Consider the following 23,336-nt stretch of genomic DNA (forward strand, 5'->3'; position numbering starts at 1 on the left):
GCGGGGATGCGGGCCGGCGCTTTCTTCGTTCGGGAAAGGCGGGGCGCCTTATTTCGGCGTGCTGGCCTTGGCGTCCTTGCCGTCGCCTTCCGGCGCCGCGACGATGTCGCGCGTGGTCGAGCCCTTGTCGACCACCGTGGTGCCGGGGCTGCCCGCGGTCGAGCGCGCGCTCTGGTCGGCGCTGGTGCTGCCCGACTGGTCCATGATCGCCTGCTCGCCGGGGCTGCGCGCGGCCGAGCCGCCGAACATCGCGTCGAGCGCCTGGTTGGCCGGATTGCCTTCCTGCGGGCGCGGGGCGCCCGGCTGCGGCGGCACCAGCGAGAAATCGGGCGGGATCACCAGCGGCGCCTGGCGGGCCACGGCGAACTCGTCGGGACGCGAACGGTCATAGCCACGCTTGCCGCAGGCGGAGAGCGATGCCGCGAGCGCAATGGCGCTCACGATGGTAACGGTCTTACGCATTGACTTCATTCTCCACAGCGGCCGGGCTGTCGCCTGCGGCCTTATCGCGCACTAGAAGGGCGCGGATCAACAGGATCAGCACGCCGATGGTAATCGCCGCATCGGCGACGTTGAAGACCAAAAACGGGCGCCACGCCCCGAAATGCAGGTCGGCGAAATCGACGACGAAGCCGAGGCGCGCACGATCGAGGATGTTGCCGAGCGCCCCGCCCAGCACCATGCCGAGCGCGCAGATGTCCGGCAGCTTCCTCTCGCGGAACATCCACCAGACCACGCCCGCGGCGATCGCGCCGGTGAGCGCCACCAGCAGCCAGCGCGTCGCGTCGCTGTTCGCGGCGAACAGGCCCAGCGACACGCCGATATTGGCCACGAAGCGCAGATCGAAGATCGGCAGCACTTCCTGGACATGGTTGAGCCCGTCGAGCCCCAGCTTCTGGCCGATCAGCGTCTGGACGAATTTGAGGTCGACGCCCAGCGCGCGCACGACGAGCAGCTTCGTCACCTGATCGATGACGAAAACCAGGGCCGCCACCGCGAAGCCGATTCCACGAGTCACGTTCATTCCACCACCCCGGCACAGCGGTCGCACAAGGCGCCGTCCTGCGCAACTTCCGGGAGATGCCGCCAGCACCGGCCGCATTTATGGCGCTGGGTGGGCACGACCGTGACCGTTTCGCCCTTCGTCACCGCCGAGACGATGAACAATTCGGCGAGATCCTCGGCCGAGGCCGGCAGATCGGGCACCGTCACCTCCGCCTCCAGGCTGGAGCGGACCTGCTTCTCGCGGCGATAGGGCTCGATCGCCTCGGTCACCTGCTGGCGCAGCGCCCGGATCGCGTTCCAGTCGCTCTCCACCGCCGCGCCCTGGGGCAGCACCGGCCATTCGAGCAGGTGGACCGATTCGCCCTCGCCCGGGAAGCGCGCCTGCCACACTTCCTCGGCCGTGAAGGCGAGGATCGGCGCGGCATAGCGGACCAGCGCGTGGAACAGCACGTCCAGCACGGTGCGATAGGCGCGGCGCTTGGCCGAGCCCTCGGCGTCGCAATAGAGGCAGTCCTTGCGGATATCGAAGAAGAAGGCCGAGAGGTCCTCGTTCATGAAATCCGTGAGCGCGCGGCTGTAGCGGTTGAACTCGAACGCATCGGCCGCGCCGCGCAGCTCGGCGTCGAGCTCGGCCAGCTTCGCCAGGATATAGCGCTCAAGCTCGGGCATCTCGGCCACCGCGATCCGCTCGCCCTCGCCGAATCCGTCGAGCGCGCCGAGCAGGTAGCGGAAGGTGTTGCGGATCTTGCGATAGGCGTCGCCCGTGCCGGCCAGCACTTCCTTGCCGATGCGCACATCCTCGAAATAATCGGTCTGCGCGACCCAGAGGCGCAGGATGTCGGCACCGCTCTCGCCGATGATCTTGAGCGGATCGACGACATTGCCCAGGCTCTTGGACATCTTCTTGCCCTGGCCGTCGAGCGCGAAGCCATGCGTCAGCACCGCGTCATAGGGCGCGCGGCCGCGCGTGCCCGAGGATTCGAGCAGTGACGACTGGAACCAGCCGCGATGCTGGTCCGAACCCTCGACATAGAGGTTGGCGCGGGTGCCGACGCCGTAGCGTGCCTCGATCACGAAGCTGTGGGTCGAGCCCGAATCGAACCAGACGTCGAGAATGTCGGTGACCACCTCGTAATGGGCGAGGTCGTAGCGCGGGCCGAGCAGCGCCTGATGGTCCGCCTGGAACCAGGCATCGGCCCCGCCGGTCTCGAAGGCGTTCAGGATGCGGGCGTTGACCTCCGGATCGCGGAGATACGCGCCGGTCTGGCGATGGACATAGAGCGCGATCGGCACGCCCCAGGCGCGCTGGCGGCTGATCACCCAGTCCGGGCGGCCTTCCACCATCGCGCGGATGCGGTTGATCGCGCGCTCGGGCACCCAGCGGGTATTCTCGATCGCGTCGAGCGCGATTCCGCGCAGCGTGGCGCCGTTGGTCTCCCGCTCCCCTTCGGGGGAGAGGGGCGGCGCCGCGATCGCGAAGTCATCTTCAGGCTCATCCGGGGAAGAGGGAGAAGAAGCGCGGTCCATCGGGATGAACCATTGCGGGGTGCAGCGGAAGATCACCTTGGCCTTGGAGCGCCAGCTATGCGGATAGCTGTGCGCGAAATCGTCCGAGGCGGCGAGCAGCGCGCCCGCTTCGCGCAGGTCGGTGCAGATCGGGCCGTCCGATGCGACGAACTTCTTGTTGATCACCGAGCCCTGGCCGCCGAGCCACAGCCAGTCCGGCCGGTACATGCCTGCCGCGTCGACCGCGAACACCGGGTCGATGCCATGCGCCTTGCAGAGCAGGAAATCGTCCTCGCCGTGATCCGGCGCCATATGGACGAGGCCGGTGCCGGCATCGGTGGTGACGAAGTCGCCGGGCAGGAAGGGGCGGGGCCTGGCGAAGAAGCCGCCGAGATGGTGCATCGGGTGGTTGGCGACGGCGCCGGCGAGGGCGGAGCCCTTGATAGCCGGCTCGATCTCGAACCCAAGGCGCGGCGTGTCGCGATGAGCCTGCTGAATTCGATTCAGGAACGGCCCAACCAGAGCCTCTGCAATCAGAAATTTCCTATCCTGAAGCCCTTCGGGAACTTGCTCACCCTCAGCGCTCCGGAACGAGCCCAGGACATACTCAATCTCCGGCCCATAGGCCAAAGCCTGGTTCACCGGGATCGTCCACGGCGTGGTCGTCCAGATCACCGCATGCGCGCCGACCAGCTCGGGCGCGTTCGGCGCCTCGACGATCTCGAACGCCACGTCGATCTGGGTCGAGACGATGTCGTCATATTCGACCTCCGCCTCGGCCAGCGCGGTCTTCTCCACGGGCGACCACATCACCGGCTTGGCGCCGCGATAGAGCTGGCCGCTTTCGGCGAACTTCAGCAGTTCGCCGGCGATGATCGCCTCGCTCTCATAGTTCATCGTGAGATACGGGTTGGCCCAGTCGCCCATCACGCCCAGCCGCTCGAACTGGCCGCGCTGCACGCCCACCCATTTCTCGGCATAGGCGCGGCATTCGGCGCGGAAGGCGACGGGGTCGACTTCGTCCTTGTTCAGCTTCTTCGCGCGATAGGCCTCCTCGACCTTCCACTCGATCGGCAGGCCGTGGCAGTCCCAGCCCGGGATATAGGGCGCGTCCTTGCCCATCAGGCTCTGCGAGCGGACGACGATGTCCTTCAGGACCTTGTTCATCGCATGGCCCATGTGAATGTCGCCATTCGCATAGGGCGGGCCGTCGTGCAGGATGAAGCGGGTGCGGCCGGCACGCTGGGCGCGCAGCTTCTGATAAAGGCCGATCTTCTCCCAATGCGCGAGGATGGCCGGCTCCTTCTGGGCCAGTCCGGCCTTCATGGGGAACTCGGTCTTCGGCAGGAAGACGGTTTCGCGATAGTCTTTTTGGTCGCTCATGGGTGCGCGGGAATTAGAGGAAGCCGCGCGGCATGCAAAGCAGATGTTCTGATGCCGCGCCGGACGGGCGATTTCGGGAGCTGGCGCATGATGCCGGCGGGTCTTTTCCTATCTGGCGAGCAGCGCGCGCGCCTGCGCCGCGTCGGCGGCGATCTGCGCGGTGAGCGCCTCCAGCGAATCGAACTTCGCCTCAGGGCGCAGATAGTCGATCAGCTGCACTTCGATCGTCTGGCCATAGAGATCGCCGTCGAAATCGAAGAAATGCGGCTCGAGCAGCTCGACCGGCGGCTCGAAGGTCGGGCGGATGCCGAGGCTGGCGACGCCGCCCAGCACGCGCCCATCGGCCAGCCGCCCGCGCACGGCATAGATGCCGTAGGCCGGGCGCAGATAGTTGGCGAGGCTGAGATTGGCGGTGGGGAAACCGAGCGTGCGGCCGACCTGGTCGCCATGCTGCACCACGCCCTCGATCGCGAAGGGGCGGGTGAGCAGCCGCGCCGCCTCGGCCGGGCGGCCCTCGCGCAGATGTTCGCGGATACGGCTCGAGGAGACGATCTCGCCGTCGAGCCGGACCGGCGCCACCGTCTCGGCGGAGAAGCCCAGCTCCGCGGCGAGCGCGGCGAGCGTCGCCACATCGCCCTCGCGGCCCTTGCCGAAGGTGAAGTCGCCGCCGGTCACCACGCCGCCCGCGCCGATGAACCCGACCAGCCGCTCCTCGGCGAAGCCGCGCGCACTGAGCGCCGCCAGCGCGGCGTTGAACGGGAAGACCAGCATCGCGTCGATCCCGGCCTCGACGAGAAGGCGCTGGCGCTGGTCCATGGTGGTGAGGCGGAACCAGGGGCTGTCGGGGCGGAAATAGCGCTGGGGATGGGGATCGAAGGTGCCGACCAGCGCCGGCCGCCCCTCGGCCCGGGCGCGCGCGACCGCGCGGCCGACCACGGCCTGATGCCCCAGGTGAAATCCGTCGAAATTGCCCAGCGCGACGATCGCCCCCCGATAGCGGGACGGCACCGCCGAGCCGCCGTCCAGCCGCTCCATCCGCGCGCCTATAGGGGGGGCGAGCGTGGCGATCAAATCCTCCCCCTGCGGGAGGGCCTTCACTGTCCCGCCACGATTCCCGCGCGGATCACGCGCAGCACGTTGCCGCCCATCACCTTGCGGATGTCGTCGGGCGAGAGCCCGGCATCGACCAGCGCGCCGGTGATCGCGATCAGCTGCGACGAATCCCAGCCGGTCGTCACCGCGCCGTCGAAATCCGAGCCGAGCCCGACATGGTCGATCCCCACCAGGTCGCGCACGTGCAGGATCGCGCGGACGACATTGGCCGGCTCGGTGCCGCACACCGCCGCGTCCCAATATCCGATGCCGACGACGCCGCCGGTGCGCGCCACGCCCTGGATCTCCGCATCGGTCAGGTTGCGGTTCACCTTGCAGGTCGCCTGCACGCCGCCATGGCTGGAGACGACCGGGCGCCTGGCCATCGCCAGGATCTCGGCGACCGATTCGTGGCTCGAATGGGCGATGTCGACGATCATGCCGAGCTGCTCCATCCGCGCCACCACCTGGCGGCCGAGCGGGGTGAGCCCGCCCTTGTGGATGCCGTGCATCGATCCGGCGATGTCGTTGTCGAAGAAATGCGCGAGCCCGGCCATGCGGAAGCCCGCGGCGTGGAGCTTGTCGAGATTGGCGATCTGGCCTTCCAGGTCCTGCAGCCCCTCGATCGAGAGCATGCCGCCCACCACCTTCTTGCCCGCGGCGCGATCGGCGAGGAGCCGGTCGAGATCGGCGGGGCTGTGGATCACGCGCAGCTTGCCGTTCGATCCCGCCGCCGCGCGATCGAGCTTGCGGGCATGGAAAAGCGAGCGCTCGAGCAGCGAGGTCCAGGTCTTGGGCGGCTGGAGCTGGGCGATGGTGAGCAGCGTGATATTGTCGGTATCGCCCGAATTCGCGTCGTAATTCTGATGCTTGGGCGTCTTGGTGACCGAGGAGAAGACCTGGAGCGCGACATTGCCCTCGATCAGCCGGGGCAAGTCGACCTGGCCGGTGTTCGAGCGCTCGAGCAGGCTGCGGCGCCACATCAGCGTGTCGGCATGCATGTCCGCGATCTGGAGCGAGGCGTGGAGCTGCTTCACCGCGTCGCTCGGCTTGGCGAGCTTGACCGGCACCACCTTGTTCATGCTGCCTTCGACGATGCCCGGCGCGAAGCCGAAAAAGCCGACGACGGCCAGCAGGAGCACGATCAGCACGCCCCAGAGGATCTTCTTCTTCATCCCACCCGCTCCAGCGTCACGAAGCTATAGGCAGGGCGCCCCGCTTCCTCGGCGAAATCCTCGCGCGCAACTTCGCGCCATTCAACCCCGAAAGCGGGGACGATCGCGTCGCCCGGCGGCGCGGCATGGATTTCGGTGAGCTCGATCCGGTCCGGCGCGAACAGCGCGAATATCTCGGCGCCGCCGATCACCGCGACTTCGCCCGGCCCGGCCAGCGCCAGCGCCTCCGCCGGCGAATGCGCGACCTCGGCGCCCTCGGCCCGCCAGGCGGCGTCGCGGGTGAGCACGATGTGGCGGCGGCCGGGCAGCGGCGCGGGGAAGCTCTCGAAGGTCTTGCGCCCCATGATCATCGGCTTGCCCATGGTCTGCGCCTTGAAGCGCCGGAGATCGGCCGGCAGGTGCCAGGGCAGCCTGCCGTCGGCGCCGATCACGCCATTGTCGGCCCGGGCGAGATGGAAGGAGATCAGCTGCATCGGGCGACAGAAGCAGATGTGGTTCTGTATTGAAACCCGTCATGCTGAACGCGTTTCAGCATCCAAGGTGCCGCGAAGGATATCGTCTGTGGATAGTTGGACCCTGAAACAAGTTCAGGGTGACGGCCATGGATCATTCCGGCGCGTCGCTGCCCTTGCCGAACATCGCGCGCCATGTCTCGGCATAGCGCGGGTCGCGGATGCCGGCGCCGTGATAGGGATTGGGGCTGTTCGCGCCGAAGCCCGGCGGCAGGTCGAGCGTCAGCACATGCACCTGCGCCGCCGGCAGGCCGAGCGCCGCATAGGCCGCCCGGATCAGCGGCACGGTGTTCTCGCGGCTGTTGTACGCCGCCTGCCAGCGCGCGATCGGCGTGGCGCTGGGCTCGGAGATCCAGGGCGCGGGCCGGCGCTCGCGGCCGCTGGTCTCCCACGGGCTGGAGAACAGCACGACCCGGCGGACCTTGTGGCGCTTGGCGATCCACGCCGCCATGCCCGCGCCCTGCGACTGGCCGGAGAAGAGGATCGCTTCCCACTTCAGGCTGTCGCCGTCGAGATACTGGCCCCAGCCCCGGCCGGGTTGTTCCCGCTCGAGCAGGCGGAGGAGCGCGACCAGGCGCGGCACGATGGCCTCGGCCCGGGGATTGGACACCGTTCTGGACTTGCCGGTGCCGAAGACCCGCATCTCGCGAAAGTCGCTCGCGCAGTCGGGATCGGGGTCGGCGGTGCAGACCTGCACCACGGCCGGATCATTGTCATAGCCGAGCGCGATCGCCCGGTAGCCGAGCCCGGCGACGAAGCGCATCAGATTGGCGTTATATGCGGGCTTGCCATTGGTGCCCGGCAGGAACACCGCCAGCGGCGCATCCGCCGGCAGCCGGTCCCCGGCGAAGACATAGCTGGGATCGTCGAACGCCTTGACCGCGGGGTCGGCCCGGGAGGGGACGACCTGATAGCCGGCCTCCTGCGTCGCCGCCGGCGCCAGCGCCAGCAGGGCCAGCGCGGCGAGCCGGATCATACCGCCACCGGCGCCTTGATATGCGGTTGCGCCTCATAGCCGTGGATGGCGAAATCCTCATATTCATAGGCGTCGATCGACGGCGCCTTGCGCAGGATCTCCAGCCGGGGGAGCGGGCCGGGCGTGCGCGAGAGCTGCTCGCGCGCCTGGTCGAGATGGTTCGAATAGAGGTGGCAGTCGCCCCCGGTCCAGACGAAGTCGCCCACCTCGAGCCCCGTCTGCTGGGCGAGCAGGTGCGTGAGCAGCGCATAGCTGGCGATGTTGAACGGCACGCCGAGGAAGATGTCGGCCGAGCGCTGGTAGAGCTGGAGGCTCAGCCTGCCGTTCGCGACATGGCACTGGAACAGGCAGTGGCAGGGCGCCAGCGCCATGGCGTGGAGCTCGCCCGGGTTCCAGGCGGAGACGATCATCCGGCGCGAATGGGGGTTGGTCTTCAGCGTCTCGATCAGCTCGGCGATCTGGTCGATATGGCGGCCGTCCGCCGCTTCCCAGTCGCGCCACTGCTTGCCATAGACCGGGCCCAGCTCGCCCGCTTCGTCGGCCCATTCGTCCCAGATGCTGACCTTGCGCTCCTGCAGCCATTTCACATTCGTGTCGCCGCGCAGGAACCAGAGCAGCTCGATGAGGATCGAGCGCAGGTGCAGCTTCTTGGTGGTGAGCAGCGGGAAGCCCTGCGACAGGTCGAAGCGCATCTGGTGGCCGAACACGCTGCGCGTGCCGGTGCCGGTCCGGTCCATCTGCTCGGCGCCGTGCTCGAGCGCCCGCGCCATCAGGTCGAGATATTGCTCCATGGGCACAGCCTAGCCCCGCGCCCCGGCGGCGCCAAGCGGGCGAGTTGCCTCCATTGTGGAGAAAAGCCGCCCCGGGCGCCCGCCGCGCCCGTCCGGAACGGATCCGGTCGCGCTTCGGGTGGCGGACGGCGGATGGCAGCGCCGCGCGATGCTTTCCGATGCCGAGAACCCGCCGCTGCGCCTGGCCGATGCCCGGGCCGCGAGCGTGCTGTTCGCGCCGCTCGCGCGCGAGACGGTGGAGGTGCTGGCCTTCGCCTATCTGGACCGGCACCAGCAGGTGCTGGGCATCCGCCATGTCCGCTCGCCGCATCGCGACCGGCTCGACCTGCCGATCCGCGACGTGGCGGCGGACGCGATCGCCTTCCATGCCTTTGCCGTGGTGATGGCGCACAACCATCCGAGCGGCGATCCAACGCCCAGCCCGGCCGATCGCGCGGCGACCGATCGGCTCGCCCGGGCGCTCGACACGCTGGGCGTGCGGCTGCTCGATCATCTGGTGGTCGCGGCGCGCGGCACCACCAGTTTCCGTAGCCTAGGGTTCCTTTGATTCCCGGGACATGCTGGCCGGCGTCGCGGTCTTGCCGCTCTTGCAGGCACGGATCGCGCTGGGCTCGGGCCGGTCGCCCTGCGCCTCGAAGATCGCGATATAGCCGCCGGCCGAGGGCATGGGCCGGATCGAGACGAGCGTATAGCCCACTGCGGCGAACTCGCATTTGAGCAGCGCCGGCGGCGTGCCGTGATCCTGGGTCGGGCGATTGGCGTCGACCACCACCACCTGGCCGTCCGGCGCGAGCGCGGGGCGGAGCCGCCACAGGAACTCGTACGGGCTCTCGATCTCATGATACATATGGACCATGAGGACGCGATCGAAGCTGTTCTCGGGCAGGCGCGGATCGGCGGGCAGGCCCAGGCGCACGCTGACATTGTCGAGCCGCTCGCGGATCACGCGGCCGGCGAGCTTCTGGATAGTGTCGGGCACGATGTCCTCCGCGACGACCCGGCCCTTCTTGCCGACGCGCGTGCCCAGGCGGACGGTGTAATAGCCCTCGCCCGCGCCGATATCGGCCACGGTCATGTCGGGCTTGATCCCGGCCAGGTCCATCACCTGCGCCGCTTCGTTCAGCCGGTCGCGCGCTTCCTCGGTCGACCAGCGCGGGGAGAGGATGGTGGCGACCGGACGGTCGGCGGCGGGGAAGCCGCTGTTGATCGCGGGCGCGCCTTCTTCTCGATTGTCGAGCGCCGACCCGCCGCTGCATGCGGCCAGCGCCGATCCCAGGAGCAGGGCAAGGCCCGATCTCAATCGACATCCTCCACTTCGACCGTCTCGCCGGTCACGCGCTGCGATAGCGCAGCCGCCATGAAGGCGTCGAGGTCTCCGTCGAGCACATCCGAGGGCGCGGTGGACGTGACTCCCGTGCGCAGGTCCTTCACCAGCTGATAGGGCTGGAGGACATAGCTGCGGATCTGGTGGCCCCAGCCGATATCGGTCTTGGTGGCATTGGTGGCGTTGGCCGCGGCCTCGCGCTCGGCCAGTTCGCGCTCGTAGAGGCGGGCGCGCAGCTGGTTATAGGCCTCGGCCTTGTTCTTGTGCTGCGAACGCTGGTTCTGGCACTGCACCACGATGCCCGTCGGCAGGTGCGTGATGCGCACTGCCGAATCGGTGGTGTTGATGTGCTGGCCGCCGGCGCCCGACGCGCGATAGGTGTCGATGCGCAGCTCGCTCTCGTTGATCTCGACTTCGATATTGTCGTCGATCACCGGATAGACCCACACGCTCGAGAAGCTGGTGTGGCGCTGCGCCGCGCTGTCATAGGGGCTGATGCGCACGAGGCGGTGCACGCCGCTCTCGGTCTTGGCATAGCCATAGGCGTTCTCGCCCTTGACCAGCAGCGTGGCGGACTTGATGCCGGCCTGCTCGCCGGCATGGAAGTCGATCAGCTCGACCTTCAGCCCGTGGCGATCCGCCCAGCGCGTGTACATGCGCTGGAGCATGCCGGCCCAGTCGTTGCTCTCGGTGCCGCCGGCGCCCGCGTTGATCTCGATATAGGTATCGTTGGCATCGGCCTCGCCCGAGAGCAGGGCCATCACCTTGTCCTTCTCGGCGCGCTCGGCCAGCGCGGCGAGGCTGGCGGTACCTTCGCTCGCCATTTCCTCGTCGCCCTCGGCCTCGGCCATCTCGATCAGCTCGGCGGTGTCGTTGAGCTCGGTCTCGATCGCGCGCGTGGCGGAGATCGCCTCGTCGAGGCGGCGGCGCTCGCGCATCACGTCCTGGGCCTTTTTCGCGTCGTTCCAGAGAGTCGGGTCCTCGACGCGCGCGTTCAGCTCGTCGAGGCGGCGCAGCGCGCGATCCCAATCGAGGAAGCGGCGGAGCAGCGCGAGCGACTCCTTGATGTTGTCGACATGAGCCTGCGCTTCGGCGCGCATAATCGGTAACTCCAAATCTTTTACGTCATCCCGGCGAAGGCCGGGATCTCGTGCCTCAGGCCGGATGCTTGCCGCCTGAGATCCCCGCTTTCGCCGGGATGACGATGTAATGCGCCGCGCTAGTAGATTCCGCCCTCGCGTTGCAAGAAGTCGCTGTCGCCTTCCTGCTTCTTCGGCGCGACCTTCTTCTCGACGGCCTTGGTTTCCTGCGTCTCGTCCTGCTCGCGCCGGCCGCGGCGCTGCTCGGTATCGGGCTTGAAGGCTTCCCAGATCACGCCCGAGAGCGGGTCGCTCGTCGGCCACGCGCCGGTCACCGGCTTGCCCGAGGCGCGGTCGATGCGGACCATGCGGATGCCCTGCGGCGCGGTGAAGGGAACCTTCTCCATGCCTTCGAAGGCGGGGATGGCGAATTCCTTGAAGATCGGCGCCGCGATCGAGCCACCCTGGGCATAGCCGCCCAGATTGGTGGGCGTGTCATAGCCGATATAGAGGCCGCCGATCATCTGCGGGGTGCCGCCGACGAACCACACGTCGGTGGGCCCCGAGGTGGTGCCGGTCTTGCCCATCATCGGCCGGTTCATGTCGCGCAGCACCGTGGCGGTGCCGCGCTGGACCACGCCCTCGGCGATATGGACCATCTGATAGGCGGAGAGCGCGTCGATCACCTGCTTGGCGCGGTTCACCGGGCGCGGCATCGCGCCGCCCTTCCAGTCGGGCGCGTTGCAGCCTTCGCACGGGCGCCAGTTCTCGGGCCATACCACCGCGCCCTTGCGGTTCTGGACGAAGTCGATCAGCGACGGGTTGAGCGCGCGGCCATGGTTCACCAGGATCGAATAGGCGTTGACCATGCGCAGCACGGTCGTCTCGCCGGCGCCCAGCGCATAGCTGAGATAGGGCGGGAATTTCTGCCGCGACACGCCGATGCGCTGCATCAGGTCGACGACATGGTCCATGCCGGTCTGGTTGGCGATCTGCACCGTCATCAGGTTGCGCGACTGCTCGATGCCCCAGCGCAGCGTCTTGGGGCCGGCGCCGCGGGCATTGCCGAAGTTGCGGAAGCATTTCTGGCCGAGATTGGCGCCCTGCCAGACGCAGAACGGGCCGTCGACCACGATCGAGGTCGGGGTCATGCCCTGTTCGAGCGCGGCGGCATAGACGATCGGCTTGATCGTCGAGCCCGGCTGGCGCTGGGCCTGGGTGGCGCGATTGAATGCCTGGAGGCGCGAATCGAAGCCGCCCTGCATGGCGAGGATGCGGCCGGTGCGCGGATCCTCGACCACCATGCCGCCCGAGACCTTGGGGATCGAGCGGAGCGACCATTGGCCGGCCGCTTCCGGCGCCACCGCGACGATGTCGCCGGGCTTGAACGCGTCGAACGCCTGGCCGCCCTGGCCGCGCACCGGCATGGTCGCGCCCCATTTGGGCAAGGTGCCGGTGGTGCCGTCGTCGAAGCCGATCTGCCAGCCATCGCCCGCGCGCTCGATCAGCACGCCGGCGCGCCAATCCTCATAGTCGACGCCGATATTGGTGTTGAGGAACGACTGGAGCCAGCTCTTGCCGACATCGGCATGGCCGATCGGGCCCGACCAGCCGCGGCCGCGATCATAGCGCAGCAGGCCGTCGCGCAGCGCCTTCTGCGCATATTGCTGGAGCTTGGGATCGAGCGAGGTGCGCACCCACAGGCCGCCCGAATAGACGCTGTAGGGTCCGCTCTCGTCGGTCTCGCCGAACTTGTCGATCAGCTGGCGGCGCACTTCCTCGACGAAATAGCCGCCGACGCGCTCGAACCGGGGCGTCTGGCGCGGCACGGTGCCGAGCGGCGAGGCGACCGCCGCGTCATGCTGCGCCTGGTCGATGAAGCCGTTGTCGAGCATCTGCCCGAGCACCCAGTTGCGGCGATCGAGCGCACGCTGGGTGTGGCGCTCCGGATCGTAATTGGACGGTCCCTTGGGCAGGATCGCCAGATAGGCCATTTGCGGCAGGTTGAGCTTGTCGAGCTCCTTGCCGAAATAGGCCTGGCTCGCCGCCTCGACGCCGCCGGCGTTGCGGCCCAGCTCGATCGAGTTGAGGTACAGCTCCATGATCTGCTGCTTGGTGAGCGTGTCCTCCATGCGCCAGGCCAGGATGCCCTCCTTGGCCTTGCGCAGATAGCTCGTCTCGTTGCCGACCAGCAGGTTCTTGGCGACCTGCTGGGTGATCGTGGAGGTGCCGCGCGGGGTGGAGCCGCTGATCAGCCCCTGGAAGGCGGCGCGGGCGAGGCCGGGGAAATCGACGCCGTGATGCTCGAAGAAGGTCTTGTCCTCGGCGGACATGTACGCCTCGACGAGGAGCTTGGGATATTCGGCGAAGCTCAGCTGCACGCGGCGCTCGCGCGCATAGCTGTGGATCGGCAGCCCCTCGACCGAGCGGACGTTCGTCGGGAGCGGCGGCTCGTAGTTCTTGAGCGTGTCGACCGAGGGCAGGTTGCGCGCGATGAACAGCCAGACGAGGAACACGAACAGGCCGGCGAGCAGCGCGAGCACCGCCAGGATCCGGAACCACCAGCGATGGCGCACGCGGCCGAAAAGCCCCTTGAAGCCCCCGATCTCGCGCTTGATGCGCATCTTAACGCTGGAAGTGGTGGAACCGTCGGACATGCGGCTCGCGGTTTAGCAGGATTGGAGGCGGAAGGAAGCGGGGAGTCTGGTGGCCGGCATCGCGCCTTCCTCCGTCATCTCCGCGAAGAGGGGGGTGACGGCCGGCGTACGGGGGTGGCGGCCAGGGTAAATCGCGCCGAAACCCTTTTTACCGCCTTCGGAACCACTTCCCCGCGCACCCTCTATAATGAACCCCGAGGGGAGGAAGAAGAAGGGGATGCGTTCAACGGGAGGCCAAAGTCCGCGACGCCATGCGGGTCGCGAAATGGATCTCCACGGCCTTGCGCACGCTCTGCGCCACTTTCCTGCGCCCCTCGTCCGAGGCGAGGAAGGCGGCATCGCCCTGGTTCGAGATATAGCCCGTCTCGAACAGCACCGAGGGCATGTCCGGCGCCTTGAGCACTATGAGCGAGGCCATGCGATGGTAATTGGCCTTGATCGGGATCAGCGGCTGGGCCTCGCGGCCGAGCAGCCGGGCGAAGCTCGCCGAAGCGTTCATCGTCTCGCGCTGGGTGAGGTCGATGAGGATCGAGGAGATGTCCGGATTCTGGGTGCCGAGGTCGACGCCGGCGATGATGTCCGCCTTGTTCTCGCGCGCCGCGAGCCGCGCCGCTTCCTTGTCGGAGGCGACTTCGGAGAGCGTGTAGACGGTCGCGCCCGACGCTTCGGCATTGCCGGCGCTGTCGCAGTGGATCGAGATGAACAGGTCCGCGCCCAGCTTGCGCGCCAGGCCATAGCGCTCCTGGAGCACCAGGAAGCGATCGTCCTCGCGGGTGAGCGCCACGCGCACCCGGCCCGAGGCGATGAGCGCGTCCCTGATCGCCAGCGCGGCCTTGAGCGTGAGGTCCTTCTCGCGCAGGCCGCTCGCGCCGATCGCGCCGGGATCGTGCCCGCCATGGCCGGCGTCGATCACCACCAGCGGGCGGTCGGACGCGCCATAGACGTGCGGCAACGCCGCCGGCGGCGCGCGCCGGGGCAGGGCGATCGTCTCGCTGTAGCGGCTGTGCCCGGCGGGCTGGACATAGGAGAAGGGCGGCAGGAAGCTCATCCGGCGCTCGGCCGCGGCGCGGGCGAACTGCGCATCGTCCACGGTGCGCAGCTGCAGCACGAGCGTGCGCCCGTCGCGCCCGAAGCTGCCTTCGGTCACGATCGCCGGCCGCGCAAGGTCGAGCACGATCCGCGCACCCTCTGCGCCTTGCGAGCCCTGGCGGATGCTTGCCACCGGCCCATCGGCATAGGCGCGATTGCCCGGCTCGGCGCCCCTGGCGTCGAGAACGATCCGCTGCGGTCCAGCCAGCATGAAGGCGCTCGCCTGCGAGACGGGCTCGTCGAACCTGACGATCACCCGGTCACCCTTGACTCGCACTTCCTGCACGACGCCCGCCCAGCTTGGAACTCCGGTCAACCAGCCGGAGAGCAAGGCGAGCAGGAACAGCACCCTGACGCTATGCCGCGCCCGGGCTCCGGGGGTCCAGCCCAAAACCATGATTAGATACTCTGACTACGCGTCTGCCCTGACGAGTCCGGACTAGGCGGCGCGTCTCAAATCGCCGTGAAACGATGCGGTTAATTTGTGATTCGGCATATTATTGCCGGCAAGGCGGCAAGGACTTGCCGGTTGGCGCCAAGGTTGCCGCGCCGCCGCGGTAATGCTAGGCAACCCCAGGCCGGCCCTTGCGCCGGCCCTTTCCCGCGGCCACATCTTGCCGCGACAGTTCAGGTTGACGCTCGCATGAGGCAATTTCCGCAACGCTCGCACCGACCGGCCCCGATGGCCGGCCGCGTGATGGCGGCGGAGTCGGCGGACTACCGGTTCGCGCGTGTCCTTCGAGCAGCAGCAGTTTTCGAAACCCGCGAGACCGCAGCCGGCGAATCCGCCGGCCAGGGCCGCTTTGCATATCGCGCGCCTGCGCGAGCCCTCCGCAACACCAATCCAGAGGGCTGGGGCCGGCGCGCCCGGAGAACAATAAATGACCATGCGTATGCTGATCGACGCACGCCACCGGGAGGAAACCCGCGTGGCGGTCGTCAAGGGAAGCCGAATCGAGGAGTTTGATTTCGAGTCCGCCGAGCGCAAGCAGCTCAAGGGCAACATCTATCTGGCCAAGGTGACACGCGTCGAACCGTCGCTCCAGGCGGCGTTCGTCGATTATGGCGGCAATCGCCACGGCTTCCTGGCCTTCAGCGAAATCCATCCCGACTATTACCAGATCCCCAAGGAGGATCGCGAAGCGCTGCTGCGCGAGGAGGCCGAGCACGCCGCCGAGGAAGCCGCGCTGCGCGCCGAGGAGGATGGCGACGAGGACCACGACCACGACCATGACGAAGGTGGCGTGGAAGTGCTCGAGCGCCCGCACGACGACGAGGACGGCGAGGACGAGGCCGATGCCGAGGCGGGCGAGGAAGCCCGCGAGGGCGGCCGTTCGCGCAAGCGCCGCGGCAAGGGCGGCGGCGAGGACAGCCCGGCCGAGGCGCTGCGCCAGCGCCGCATGAACCTGCGCCGCCGCTACAAGATTCAGGACGTGATCCGCCGCCGCCAGGTGCTGCTGGTCCAGGTCGTCAAGGAAGAGCGTGGCAACAAGGGCGCGGCGCTCACCACCTATCTCAGCCTCGCCGGCCGCTATTGCGTGCTGATGCCGAACACCGCGCATGGCGGCGGCATCTCGCGCAAGATCTCGTCGGCCGCGGACCGCAAGCGCCTCAAGGGCATCATGGCGGACCTGAAGCTGCCGCCGACCATGGGCTGCATCGTCCGCACCGCGGGCCTCCAGCGCACCAAGGTCGAGATCAAGCGCGACTTCGACTATCTCGCCCGGCTGTGGGACGGGATCCGCGAGAACACGCTCAAGTCGACCGCGCCGGCGCTCGTCTACGGTGACAGCGACCTGCTGAAGCGCGCGATCCGCGACATCTACAATCGCGACATCGACGAAGTGATCGTCGAGGGTGAGGACGGCTATCGCCAGGCCAAGGACTTCATGAAGCTCCTGATGCCGAGCCATGCCAAGAAGGTGAAGCAATATGCCGATGCGGTGCCGCTGTTCCAGCGCGCCGGCGTCGAGGACCAGCTCTCGGCGATGTACAATCCCGTAGTCCAGCTGAAGAGCGGCGGCTATCTGGTGATCAACCCGACCGAGGCGCTGGTCTCGATCGACATCAACTCGGGCCGCTCGACGCGCGAGCACAATATCGAGCAGACCGCGACCGCGACCAACCTCGAGGCCGCGCACGAGATCGCCCGCCAGCTGCGCCTGCGCGACATGGCCGGCCTGGTCGTGATCGACTTCATCGACATGGATCACTCGTCCAACGTCCGCAAGGTCGAGAAGGCGATGAAGGAGGCGCTGAAGAACGATCGCGCCCGCATCCAGGTGGGTCGCATCTCGGCGTTCGGCCTGATGGAGATGAGCCGCCAGCGGCTGCGCACCGGCGTGCTCGAGGCCTCGACCGTCCAGTGCCCGCATTGCGAGGGCACCGGCCTGGTCCGCACCGCTTCGTCGGCCGGCCTTTCCGCGCTGCGCCTGATCGAGGACGAGGCCGCGCGTGGCCGCGGCTCGCTGATCACGCTGCGGGCCAGCCAGGAAGCCGCCTTCTACGTGCTCAACAAGAAGCGCGCCGACATCGCCGAGATCGAGGATCGCTACGGCGTCACCGTCGAGATCCTGTCGGACGGCGAGCTCGAGGGCGCGCGCATGTCGGTCGAGGCTTCGGGCCCGCCGCCGGCGCATGCCCCGCGGTTCGAGAAGCTGGTCGAGGAGCCGGAGGACGACGACTACGTCGAGGAGATCGACGAGGAAGAGGAGGAGCTCGAGGCCGAGGCCGAGGGCGAACGTCGCGGCGAGCGCGAGGAAGGCGAAGGGCGCGGCAAGCGCCGCCGCCGCCGCCGCGGTCGCGGCCGTGGCCGTCGCGAGGAGCAGGGTGAGGGCGCCGAGGGTGAGACCGAAGGCGAGGCCGAGGCCGAGGCTGGCGATGCCGGTGAAGCCGAGGAGGGCGAGGAAGCCCCGGTCGCCGAGGGCGAGGCGCGCGAGGGCGGCCGCAAGCGCCGTCGGCGTGGCCGTCGTGGCGGTCGCCGTGGCGATCGGGTCGAGGGCGGCGAGGAAGCCGGCGACGATGCGGCCGAGACACCGGTGAGCGAGGCCGCGGAAGCGGACGAGGCGGCGCCGGAGCCGGTCGCGGAGGAAGCCCCGGCCATGCCGAAGCGCACGCGCCGGAAGAAGGCGGAAGCCGTCGAGGCCGAAGCTGCGCCCGCGGTCGAGGCTGCGGCCGCGCCGGCGCCCGAGCCGGTAGCGGAAGAGGCTCCGGCCAAGCCGAAGCGCGCCCGCAAGAAGAAGGTGGAAGCCGTCGAGGCCGAAGCCGCGCCCGCGGTCGAGGCTCCGGTCGCGCCGGCGCCCGAGCCGGCGGCCGAGGAAGCGCCGGCCAAGCCGAAGCGCACCCGCAAGAAGGCAGTGAGCGCAGCAGCGGCGCCCGTGCCGGCGGAAGAGCCCGCGCCCGTGGCGCAGGACACCGCCCCGGTCGAGGCAGGTGAAGGCGAAGAGGGCGAGAACGAAGACGGCACCCCGCGTCGCGGCTGGTGGCAGCGCACCTTCGGCGCCTGATTCCAGGACCCGAGGGAAGGGGGCGCCGGTCCGATGGGCCGGCGCCCCTTTTCGTGGCTTCACGTGCGGTTCATCGGTGCGCACGCACGGCCAATGCCATTGATCGCGGTCGGAAATCGGAGGATACGGACGGCCATGAAGCGCATCCTCGCCCTGTTCTCGGCTGCCTTGCTGCTCTGGATCCAGCCCGCCGCCGCCCAGTCGATCCTGCGCGACGCCGAGACCGAGGCGCTGCTCAACGACATGGCCAGGCCGCTGTTCGTCGCGGCCGGCCTCTCGCCCGCCAATGCCAAGGTGGTGCTGATCAACGACAGTTCGATCAACGCCTTCGTCGCCGGGGGGCAGATCGTCTATGTCCATTCGGGCCTGCTCGACGCCGCCGACACCGCCAATGAAGTGCAGGGCGTCATCGCGCACGAGATCGGCCATATCGTCGGCGGCCATGCGGTGTTCCAGCGCGATGGCGGCTACACCAGCATCTCGATCCTCAGCCTGCTGCTCGGCGTGGCGGCGATGGCGGCGGGCAGCGGCGAGGCGGGCATGGGCGTCCTCGCCGCCGGCCAGCGCGCGGCGATCGGCAAATATCTTTCCTTCAGCCGGATCCAGGAAAGCTCGGCCGATGCGGCCGGCGCCAAGTTCCTCAACGGTGCCGGGATCAGTGGCCGCGGCATGCTGAGCTTCTTCGACAAGCTCACGGCCCAGATGCACCGCTACGGCTATTACACCACCAACCCCGAAGTCGATCCCTTCGCCCAGACTCACCCGATGTCCCAGGATCGCGTCGAGACGCTCAAGGCGGACCTGATGAACGCGCCGAGCTGGCAGAAGCCGCTCGACCGGGATCTCGAGACTCGCTTCAAGCGCGTCCAGGCCAAGCTGCGCGGCTATGTCAACGAGGCCAAGGACACGCTCGCCAAATATCCGCCGAGGGACCAGTCGGTCTATGCGCATTATGCGCGTGCCTATGCCTATCACAAATCGGGCTATCCCGAGCAGGCGGCGGCGGAGACGACGGCACTGGTGAAGGTGGCGCCCAAGGATCCCTATTTCCTCGAGCTCGAGGGGCAGATCCTGCTCGAATCGGGCAAGCCGACCGAAGCGCTGGAGCCGCTGCGCGAGGCGACCGCGCTTTCCGGTAACCAGCCGCTGATCGCCAGCACTTTCGGCCATGCGCTGCTCGCGACCGAGGACAAGGCGAACCTTGCCGAGGCCGAGCGCGTGCTCAAGCAGGCGGTTGCGCGCGACAACGACAATCCCTTTGCCTGGATGAACCTGGGCACCGTCTATGATCGCAAGGGCGACGAGCCGCGCACCGCGCTCGCCACGGCCGAGCGGGCGCATCTGATGGGCGATGTCGGCACCGCGCTGATGAGTTCGCGCGCCGCCATGGCCGGGCTTCCGCAAGGCTCGCCCGACTGGGTGCGCGCGCAGGACATCAACATGGTCTCGCAGACCGCCTGGGACGAAATCCGGAAAAAGAAGAAGGACCGATAGGGGCAATGATCGAACGGCTTCTGCGGTCGCCGCCGGCACTGGTCGGCGCATTCGTGCTGTGCGCGCTGCTCGGCGCGGGCATCTTCGCGGGCATCCAGGCGCTGGTTCCCGGCATGGGCCAGCGCGGCGCGGTGGAGCGGGTGGTGCACGACTATCTGCTCGCCCATCCCGAGGTGCTGCTCGAATCGGTCGAGCGCTACAACCAGAAGCAGAGCGCCAGGGCCGAGAAGGTCCAGGCCGAAGCGGAGGCCGTGGCCAGCAAGGCGCTGCCGGGCGAGCTGCCCCGATTGCAGTCGCCCTATGCCGGCGCCTGGGCGGGCAATCCGAAGGGCGACGTCACCCTGGTCGCGTTCATGGACTATGCCTGCGGCTATTGTCGCGCGAGCCTGCCCGCGATCGCGGAGCTGCTGAAGCGCGATCCGAACGTGCGGGTCGTCTACCGCGAATATCCGGTGCTGGGGCCGGACAGCATCGTCGCCGCGCGCTGGGCGCTGGCGGCGGCCGAGCAGGACAAGTTCCCCGTCTTCCACGACGCGCTGTTCGCGACCGACGGGCCGAGCGCGGGCAACATCGAGGCCGCGGCGCAGAAGGCCGGGCTCGACATGGCGCGAGCGAAGCAGGCGTTGGCCTCGCAGGCCGTGGAGGACGAGATCATCGCCAACCACAAGTTCGGCCGGAAGCTGGCGATGACCGGCACGCCGAGCTGGGTGATCGGCGGCAAGCTGCTCTACGGCATGCGCGACTATGACGGGCTCGCCGCGGCCGTGGCCGAGGCGCGGAAGAAATAACCCGCCATTTCCTCCCCGAGGCAGGGCCGGGAAGGAATTACTGCCCCGATTTTTGTACCGACCGGTTGCCGCGCCGCGTTGCCGCGCTTACCTAGCGGGTCCTTTCCCGGCCGGGGGCACGATGACTTCCATTCTTTCCATAAATGGCGTGAGCAAGACCTATGGCTCGGGCCACAGGGCGCTCGATCATGTCGACCTCGAGATCCGGCGCGGCGAGATTTTCGCGCTGCTCGGGCCCAATGGCGCGGGCAAGACCACGCTCATCTCGATCATCTGCGGCATCGTGACGCCGAGTACCGGCACCATCCTGGTCGACGGGCACGACGCGGTCCACGAGCCGCGCGCCGCCCGCTCGAAGATCGGGCTGGTCCCGCAGGAGATCGCAGTCGACATGTTCTCCACCGTCGGATCGGCGCTGCGCTTCTCGCGCGGGCTGTTCGGCAAGGCGCCGGACCAGGCCTATTGCGACCAGGTGCTCAAGGACCTGTCGCTCTGGGACAAGCGCGGGGCCAAGATCATGGAGCTGTCGGGCGGCATGAAGCGCCGCGTGATGATCGCCAAGGCGCTCTCCCACGAGCCCGACATCCTGTTCCTCGACGAGCCCACTGCCGGCGTCGACGTGTCGCTGCGGCGCGACATGTGGAAGATGATCGGCAAGCTGCGCGAACGCGGCACCACGATCATCCTCACGACCCACTATATCGAGGAGGCCGAGGAAATGGCCGACCGGGTGGGCGTGATCGACAAGGGCAAGCTGCTGCTGGTCGAGGACAAGGCCGCGCTGATGAAGAAGCTCGGCAAGCGCGAGCTCGACCTGTCGCTGGTCGAGCCGATGGCCGCGATCCCGGCGGGGCTGGAGGAATGGCACCTCAGCCTCGAGGACGAGGGCCATCGCCTGCGCTACACCTTCGATGCCCAGGCGGAACGCACTGGCATCCCCTCGCTGCTGCGCAAGCTCGGCGAGATGGGCATCGCGTTCAAGGACCTCGACACCTCCAAGTCGAGCCTGGAGGATATTTTCGTCGGGCTGGTCGAGCATCGGGAAACGTCGAACGAGGGGGGCGTGGCGTGAACTTCGTAAACTTCCACGGCATCTGGGCGATCTACAAGTTCGAGATGGCGCGCACGCTGCGCACGCTCTGGCAGTCGATCGCGACGCCGGTGATCACCACCTCGCTCTATTTCATCGTGTTCGGCAGCGGCATGGGCAGCCGGATCCCGTCGATCGAAGGCGTGCCCTATGGCAGCTTCATCGTGCCCGGCCTGATCATGCTGTCGCTGCTCACCCAGAGCGTCGCCAACGCCTCGATCGGCATCTATTTCCCCAAGTTCACCGGCACGGTGTTCGAGCTGCTCTCGGCGCCGATCTCCGCAGTCGAGCTGGTGATCGGCTTTGTCGGCGCGGCGGCGACCAAGTCGGTGGTGATCGGGCTGATCATCCTGCTCACCTCGGGACTGTTCGTGCCGCTGCGGGTCGATCATCCGGTGGCGATGCTCGCCTTCCTGCTGCTCACCTCGATCAGCTTCAGCATGTTCGGCTTCATCATCGGCATCTGGGCCAAGGGCTTCGAGCAGCTCAACCTGGTGCCGGCGCTGATCCTGACGCCGCTCACCTTCCTCGGCGGCAGCTTCTATCCGCTGAGCTTCCTGCCCGAGCCGTGGCGCACGGTGAGCCTGTTCAATCCGGTGGCCTATCTGATCAGCGGCTTCCGCTGGGCGTTCTTCGGCGATGTCGGCGATATCGACGTGCGCTGGAGCCTGGGCTTCGTCGCGGCTTTCCTCGCGCTGTGCCTTGGCCTTATCGTGACGATCTTCCGCACCGGCTACAGGCTCAAGAACTGATGAATCCCTTTCCGCTCGATATCTTCACCGAGCCCGAGGACGTCGATCCGCACACGCTGGCCAATCTCGGCCCCCTGGCGCGCCTGGCCGGCCGCTGGGAGGGCAGGAAGGGCGTCGACCTAAACCCCAAGGCCGACGGGCCGGAGCGGCGCGAATTCATCGAGCGGATCGAGTTCGTGCCGATCGACCCCCAGGCGAACGGGCCGCAGCTCTTCTACGGCCTGCGCTACCACATCCACATCACCACCGCGGAAGAGGACATCACCTTCCACGACCAGGTGGGCTATTGGCTGTGGGAGCCGGCCACGGGCGTGATCCTGCAGACGCTGGCGATCCCGCGCGGCCAGGTGCTGCTCGCCGCCGGCAAGGGCGCGCCGGGGGACAAGGCGATCCGGGTGGAGGCGACGCGCGGGCAGACCAGCTACGGCATCTGCTCGACCGACTTCCTCGAATATGCCTTCCGCACCGATGCCTATACGATCGACATCGTCTTCGACGACGAGGGCGGCTGGAGCTACGACATCCACACCACGCTCGAAGTGAAGGGCCAGGGCAGCTTCGACCATCACGACCGCAACGCGCTGCGCCGCGTGGGGGATGCGAAGCCCAACCCCTGGGTACAGATCCTGGCGGCGCGGGGGGAGCGGGCCTAGGCTTCCAGCGCGTCGAGGTTCGCCAGCACGCGCTCCATCAGCCCGACCAGTGTCGCCAGTTCTTCTTGGGACAGGCCCCTGGTGGCATCGTCGTTGCCCTCCTCCAATATCTTCCGCGCGGCGGGCAGCTTCGTGCGTGCCTCTTCGGTCAGCGACACGAGGCTGCTGCGCCTGTCGCGCGGATCGGACTCGCGTCGGACGATGCCGTCGCGTTCCATCCGCGCCAGCAACTGCGCCATGGTCGGCTGCTCGACCTTCGCCCAGCGCGCCAGCTCGCTCTGCGACCTTGCCGCGCCGTCGCGCAGCGCGGTGAGCACCGGCAATTGCGCGGTGGCGAAGCCCAGCGGCTTCAGCCTTGCGTCGCCGATGCGCGCCATGGCCCGCGCGATCCGGCTGAAATAATGGCCGGACATGCGCGTCTCGCCGGCAAAGTCCACGGGCATTGCATAGCATCCTATGTTTAA

At 68.0% G+C, this 23,336-nt stretch carries 20 protein-coding genes; 7 read left to right on the top strand and 13 right to left on the bottom strand.

Annotation, left to right across the window (positions count from 1 at the left end; translation table 11 throughout):
- Positions 1-48 precede the first annotated feature (48 nt).
- From CAP40_RS04170 to CAP40_RS04205, 8 genes are all read right to left on the bottom strand, one after another.
- A complete protein-coding gene (locus tag CAP40_RS04170) occupies positions 49-462 on the bottom strand; it encodes a DUF3035 domain-containing protein (protein WP_086128054.1) in 414 nt (137 codons plus the stop codon).
- Positions 455-1,024: a signal peptidase II gene (gene lspA / locus CAP40_RS04175; RefSeq protein ID WP_086128055.1), complete on the bottom strand. Its 570-nt coding sequence runs from the start codon at positions 1,022-1,024 to the stop codon at positions 455-457. Before lspA ends, CAP40_RS04170 begins: the two co-directional genes overlap by 8 nt.
- Positions 1,021-3,894 carry an isoleucine--tRNA ligase gene (ileS, locus tag CAP40_RS04180; protein ID WP_086128056.1) on the bottom strand — a complete coding sequence of 958 codons (2,874 nt, stop codon included), beginning with the start codon at positions 3,892-3,894 and terminating at the stop codon, positions 1,021-1,023. Before ileS ends, lspA begins: the two co-directional genes overlap by 4 nt.
- Positions 3,895-4,002: 108 nt before the next feature.
- Positions 4,003-4,929, bottom strand: a complete 927-nt coding sequence (locus CAP40_RS04185) for a bifunctional riboflavin kinase/FAD synthetase (RefSeq protein WP_086128057.1) — start codon at positions 4,927-4,929, stop codon at positions 4,003-4,005.
- A 59-nt stretch (positions 4,930-4,988) separates the two neighbouring features.
- Complete coding sequence (locus CAP40_RS04190) at positions 4,989-6,161, bottom strand: dipeptidase (protein ID WP_086128058.1); 1,173 nt, start codon at positions 6,159-6,161, stop codon at positions 4,989-4,991.
- Positions 6,158-6,628, bottom strand: coding sequence for a dihydrofolate reductase (locus tag CAP40_RS04195; protein WP_086128452.1), 471 nt, complete (start codon positions 6,626-6,628; stop codon positions 6,158-6,160). Before CAP40_RS04195 ends, CAP40_RS04190 begins: the two co-directional genes overlap by 4 nt.
- A gap of 139 nt (positions 6,629-6,767) precedes the next feature.
- Complete coding sequence (locus tag CAP40_RS04200; RefSeq protein WP_086128059.1) at positions 6,768-7,649, bottom strand: hypothetical protein; 882 nt, start codon at positions 7,647-7,649, stop codon at positions 6,768-6,770.
- Positions 7,646-8,440 (bottom strand): thymidylate synthase, encoded by a 795-nt coding sequence (locus CAP40_RS04205; protein ID WP_086128060.1) that lies wholly within the window; start codon positions 8,438-8,440, stop codon positions 7,646-7,648. Before CAP40_RS04205 ends, CAP40_RS04200 begins: the two co-directional genes overlap by 4 nt.
- 118 nt (positions 8,441-8,558) lie before the next feature.
- On the opposite strand from CAP40_RS04205, the gene CAP40_RS04210 reads away from it, so the two are divergent.
- Entirely contained in the window at positions 8,559-8,987 is a 429-nt protein-coding gene (locus CAP40_RS04210; RefSeq protein ID WP_256924008.1) for a JAB domain-containing protein, read from the top strand.
- On the opposite strand, the gene CAP40_RS04215 is transcribed toward CAP40_RS04210, so the two are convergent.
- From CAP40_RS04215 to CAP40_RS04230, 4 genes are all read right to left on the bottom strand, one after another.
- The gene (locus CAP40_RS04215) at positions 8,973-9,740 is read right to left on the bottom strand and encodes a class I SAM-dependent methyltransferase (protein WP_086128061.1); all 768 of its coding nucleotides are present in this window, start codon (positions 9,738-9,740) and stop codon (positions 8,973-8,975) included. The genes CAP40_RS04210 and CAP40_RS04215 overlap by 15 nt on opposite strands.
- Entirely contained in the window at positions 9,737-10,864 is a 1,128-nt protein-coding gene (gene prfB, locus CAP40_RS04220; RefSeq protein WP_086128062.1) for a peptide chain release factor 2, read from the bottom strand. Before prfB ends, CAP40_RS04215 begins: the two co-directional genes overlap by 4 nt.
- 119 nt (positions 10,865-10,983) lie before the next feature.
- Positions 10,984-13,500, bottom strand: a complete 2,517-nt coding sequence (locus CAP40_RS04225) for a penicillin-binding protein 1A (protein ID WP_086128063.1) — start codon at positions 13,498-13,500, stop codon at positions 10,984-10,986.
- A gap of 223 nt (positions 13,501-13,723) precedes the next feature.
- Entirely contained in the window at positions 13,724-14,986 is a 1,263-nt protein-coding gene (locus CAP40_RS04230; RefSeq protein ID WP_086128064.1) for an N-acetylmuramoyl-L-alanine amidase, read from the bottom strand.
- 484 nt (positions 14,987-15,470) lie between these two features.
- Here CAP40_RS04230 and CAP40_RS04235 point away from each other — a divergent pair, with 484 nt between their 5' ends.
- The 6 genes from CAP40_RS04235 (at position 15,471) to CAP40_RS04260 (ending at position 22,872) form a co-directional block, all read left to right on the top strand.
- Positions 15,471-18,095, top strand: a complete 2,625-nt coding sequence (locus tag CAP40_RS04235; protein ID WP_179187899.1) for a ribonuclease E/G — start codon at positions 15,471-15,473, stop codon at positions 18,093-18,095.
- A 135-nt stretch (positions 18,096-18,230) separates the two neighbouring features.
- A complete protein-coding gene (locus CAP40_RS04240; RefSeq protein WP_086128065.1) occupies positions 18,231-19,589 on the top strand; it encodes a M48 family metalloprotease in 1,359 nt (452 codons plus the stop codon).
- A 5-nt stretch (positions 19,590-19,594) separates the two neighbouring features.
- The gene (locus CAP40_RS04245; protein ID WP_179187901.1) at positions 19,595-20,377 is read left to right on the top strand and encodes a DsbA family protein; all 783 of its coding nucleotides are present in this window, start codon (positions 19,595-19,597) and stop codon (positions 20,375-20,377) included.
- A 121-nt stretch (positions 20,378-20,498) separates the two neighbouring features.
- The gene (locus tag CAP40_RS04250) at positions 20,499-21,449 is read left to right on the top strand and encodes an ABC transporter ATP-binding protein (protein ID WP_086128066.1); all 951 of its coding nucleotides are present in this window, start codon (positions 20,499-20,501) and stop codon (positions 21,447-21,449) included.
- Positions 21,446-22,219, top strand: coding sequence for an ABC transporter permease (locus CAP40_RS04255; protein WP_086128067.1), 774 nt, complete (start codon positions 21,446-21,448; stop codon positions 22,217-22,219). Before CAP40_RS04250 ends, CAP40_RS04255 begins: the two co-directional genes overlap by 4 nt.
- Positions 22,219-22,872 (top strand): FABP family protein, encoded by a 654-nt coding sequence (locus tag CAP40_RS04260; protein ID WP_086128068.1) that lies wholly within the window; start codon positions 22,219-22,221, stop codon positions 22,870-22,872. The genes CAP40_RS04255 and CAP40_RS04260 overlap by 1 nt, the downstream gene beginning before the upstream one ends.
- Here the strand turns inward: CAP40_RS04260 and CAP40_RS04265 are convergent.
- Positions 22,869-23,315: a MarR family winged helix-turn-helix transcriptional regulator gene (locus CAP40_RS04265; RefSeq protein WP_086128069.1), complete on the bottom strand. Its 447-nt coding sequence runs from the start codon at positions 23,313-23,315 to the stop codon at positions 22,869-22,871. The two genes, CAP40_RS04260 and CAP40_RS04265, sit on opposite strands and share 4 nt — an antisense overlap.
- Between the last annotated feature and the right edge of the window lie 21 nt (positions 23,316-23,336).

The organism is Sphingomonas sp. IBVSS2 (assembly GCF_002127225.1).
Classification (GTDB): Bacteria; Pseudomonadota; Alphaproteobacteria; order Sphingomonadales; family Sphingomonadaceae; genus Sphingomonas.

Bases quoted from the DNA above. Each gene is read 5' to 3' on its own strand.
- CAP40_RS04170 (WP_086128054.1), bottom strand. From the start codon at position 462: ATGCGTAAGACCGTTACCATCGTGAGCGCCATTGCGCTCGCGGCATCG.
- lspA (WP_086128055.1), bottom strand. From the start codon at position 1,024: ATGAACGTGACTCGTGGAATCGGCTTCGCGGTGGCGGCCCTGGTTTTC.
- ileS (WP_086128056.1), bottom strand. From the start codon at position 3,894: ATGAGCGACCAAAAAGACTATCGCGAAACCGTCTTCCTGCCGAAGACC.
- CAP40_RS04185 (WP_086128057.1), bottom strand. From the start codon at position 4,929: ATGGAGCGGCTGGACGGCGGCTCGGCGGTGCCGTCCCGCTATCGGGGG.
- CAP40_RS04190 (WP_086128058.1), bottom strand. From the start codon at position 6,161: ATGAAGAAGAAGATCCTCTGGGGCGTGCTGATCGTGCTCCTGCTGGCC.
- CAP40_RS04200 (WP_086128059.1), bottom strand. From the start codon at position 7,649: ATGATCCGGCTCGCCGCGCTGGCCCTGCTGGCGCTGGCGCCGGCGGCG.
- CAP40_RS04205 (WP_086128060.1), bottom strand. From the start codon at position 8,440: ATGGAGCAATATCTCGACCTGATGGCGCGGGCGCTCGAGCACGGCGCC.
- prfB (WP_086128062.1), bottom strand. From the start codon at position 10,864: ATGCGCGCCGAAGCGCAGGCTCATGTCGACAACATCAAGGAGTCGCTC.
- CAP40_RS04225 (WP_086128063.1), bottom strand. From the start codon at position 13,500: ATGTCCGACGGTTCCACCACTTCCAGCGTTAAGATGCGCATCAAGCGC.
- CAP40_RS04230 (WP_086128064.1), bottom strand. From the start codon at position 14,986: ATGGTTTTGGGCTGGACCCCCGGAGCCCGGGCGCGGCATAGCGTCAGG.
- CAP40_RS04235 (WP_179187899.1), top strand. From the start codon at position 15,471: ATGACCATGCGTATGCTGATCGACGCACGCCACCGGGAGGAAACCCGC.
- CAP40_RS04240 (WP_086128065.1), top strand. From the start codon at position 18,231: ATGAAGCGCATCCTCGCCCTGTTCTCGGCTGCCTTGCTGCTCTGGATC.
- CAP40_RS04245 (WP_179187901.1), top strand. From the start codon at position 19,595: ATGATCGAACGGCTTCTGCGGTCGCCGCCGGCACTGGTCGGCGCATTC.
- CAP40_RS04250 (WP_086128066.1), top strand. From the start codon at position 20,499: ATGACTTCCATTCTTTCCATAAATGGCGTGAGCAAGACCTATGGCTCG.
- CAP40_RS04260 (WP_086128068.1), top strand. From the start codon at position 22,219: ATGAATCCCTTTCCGCTCGATATCTTCACCGAGCCCGAGGACGTCGAT.
- CAP40_RS04265 (WP_086128069.1), bottom strand. From the start codon at position 23,315: ATGCCCGTGGACTTTGCCGGCGAGACGCGCATGTCCGGCCATTATTTC.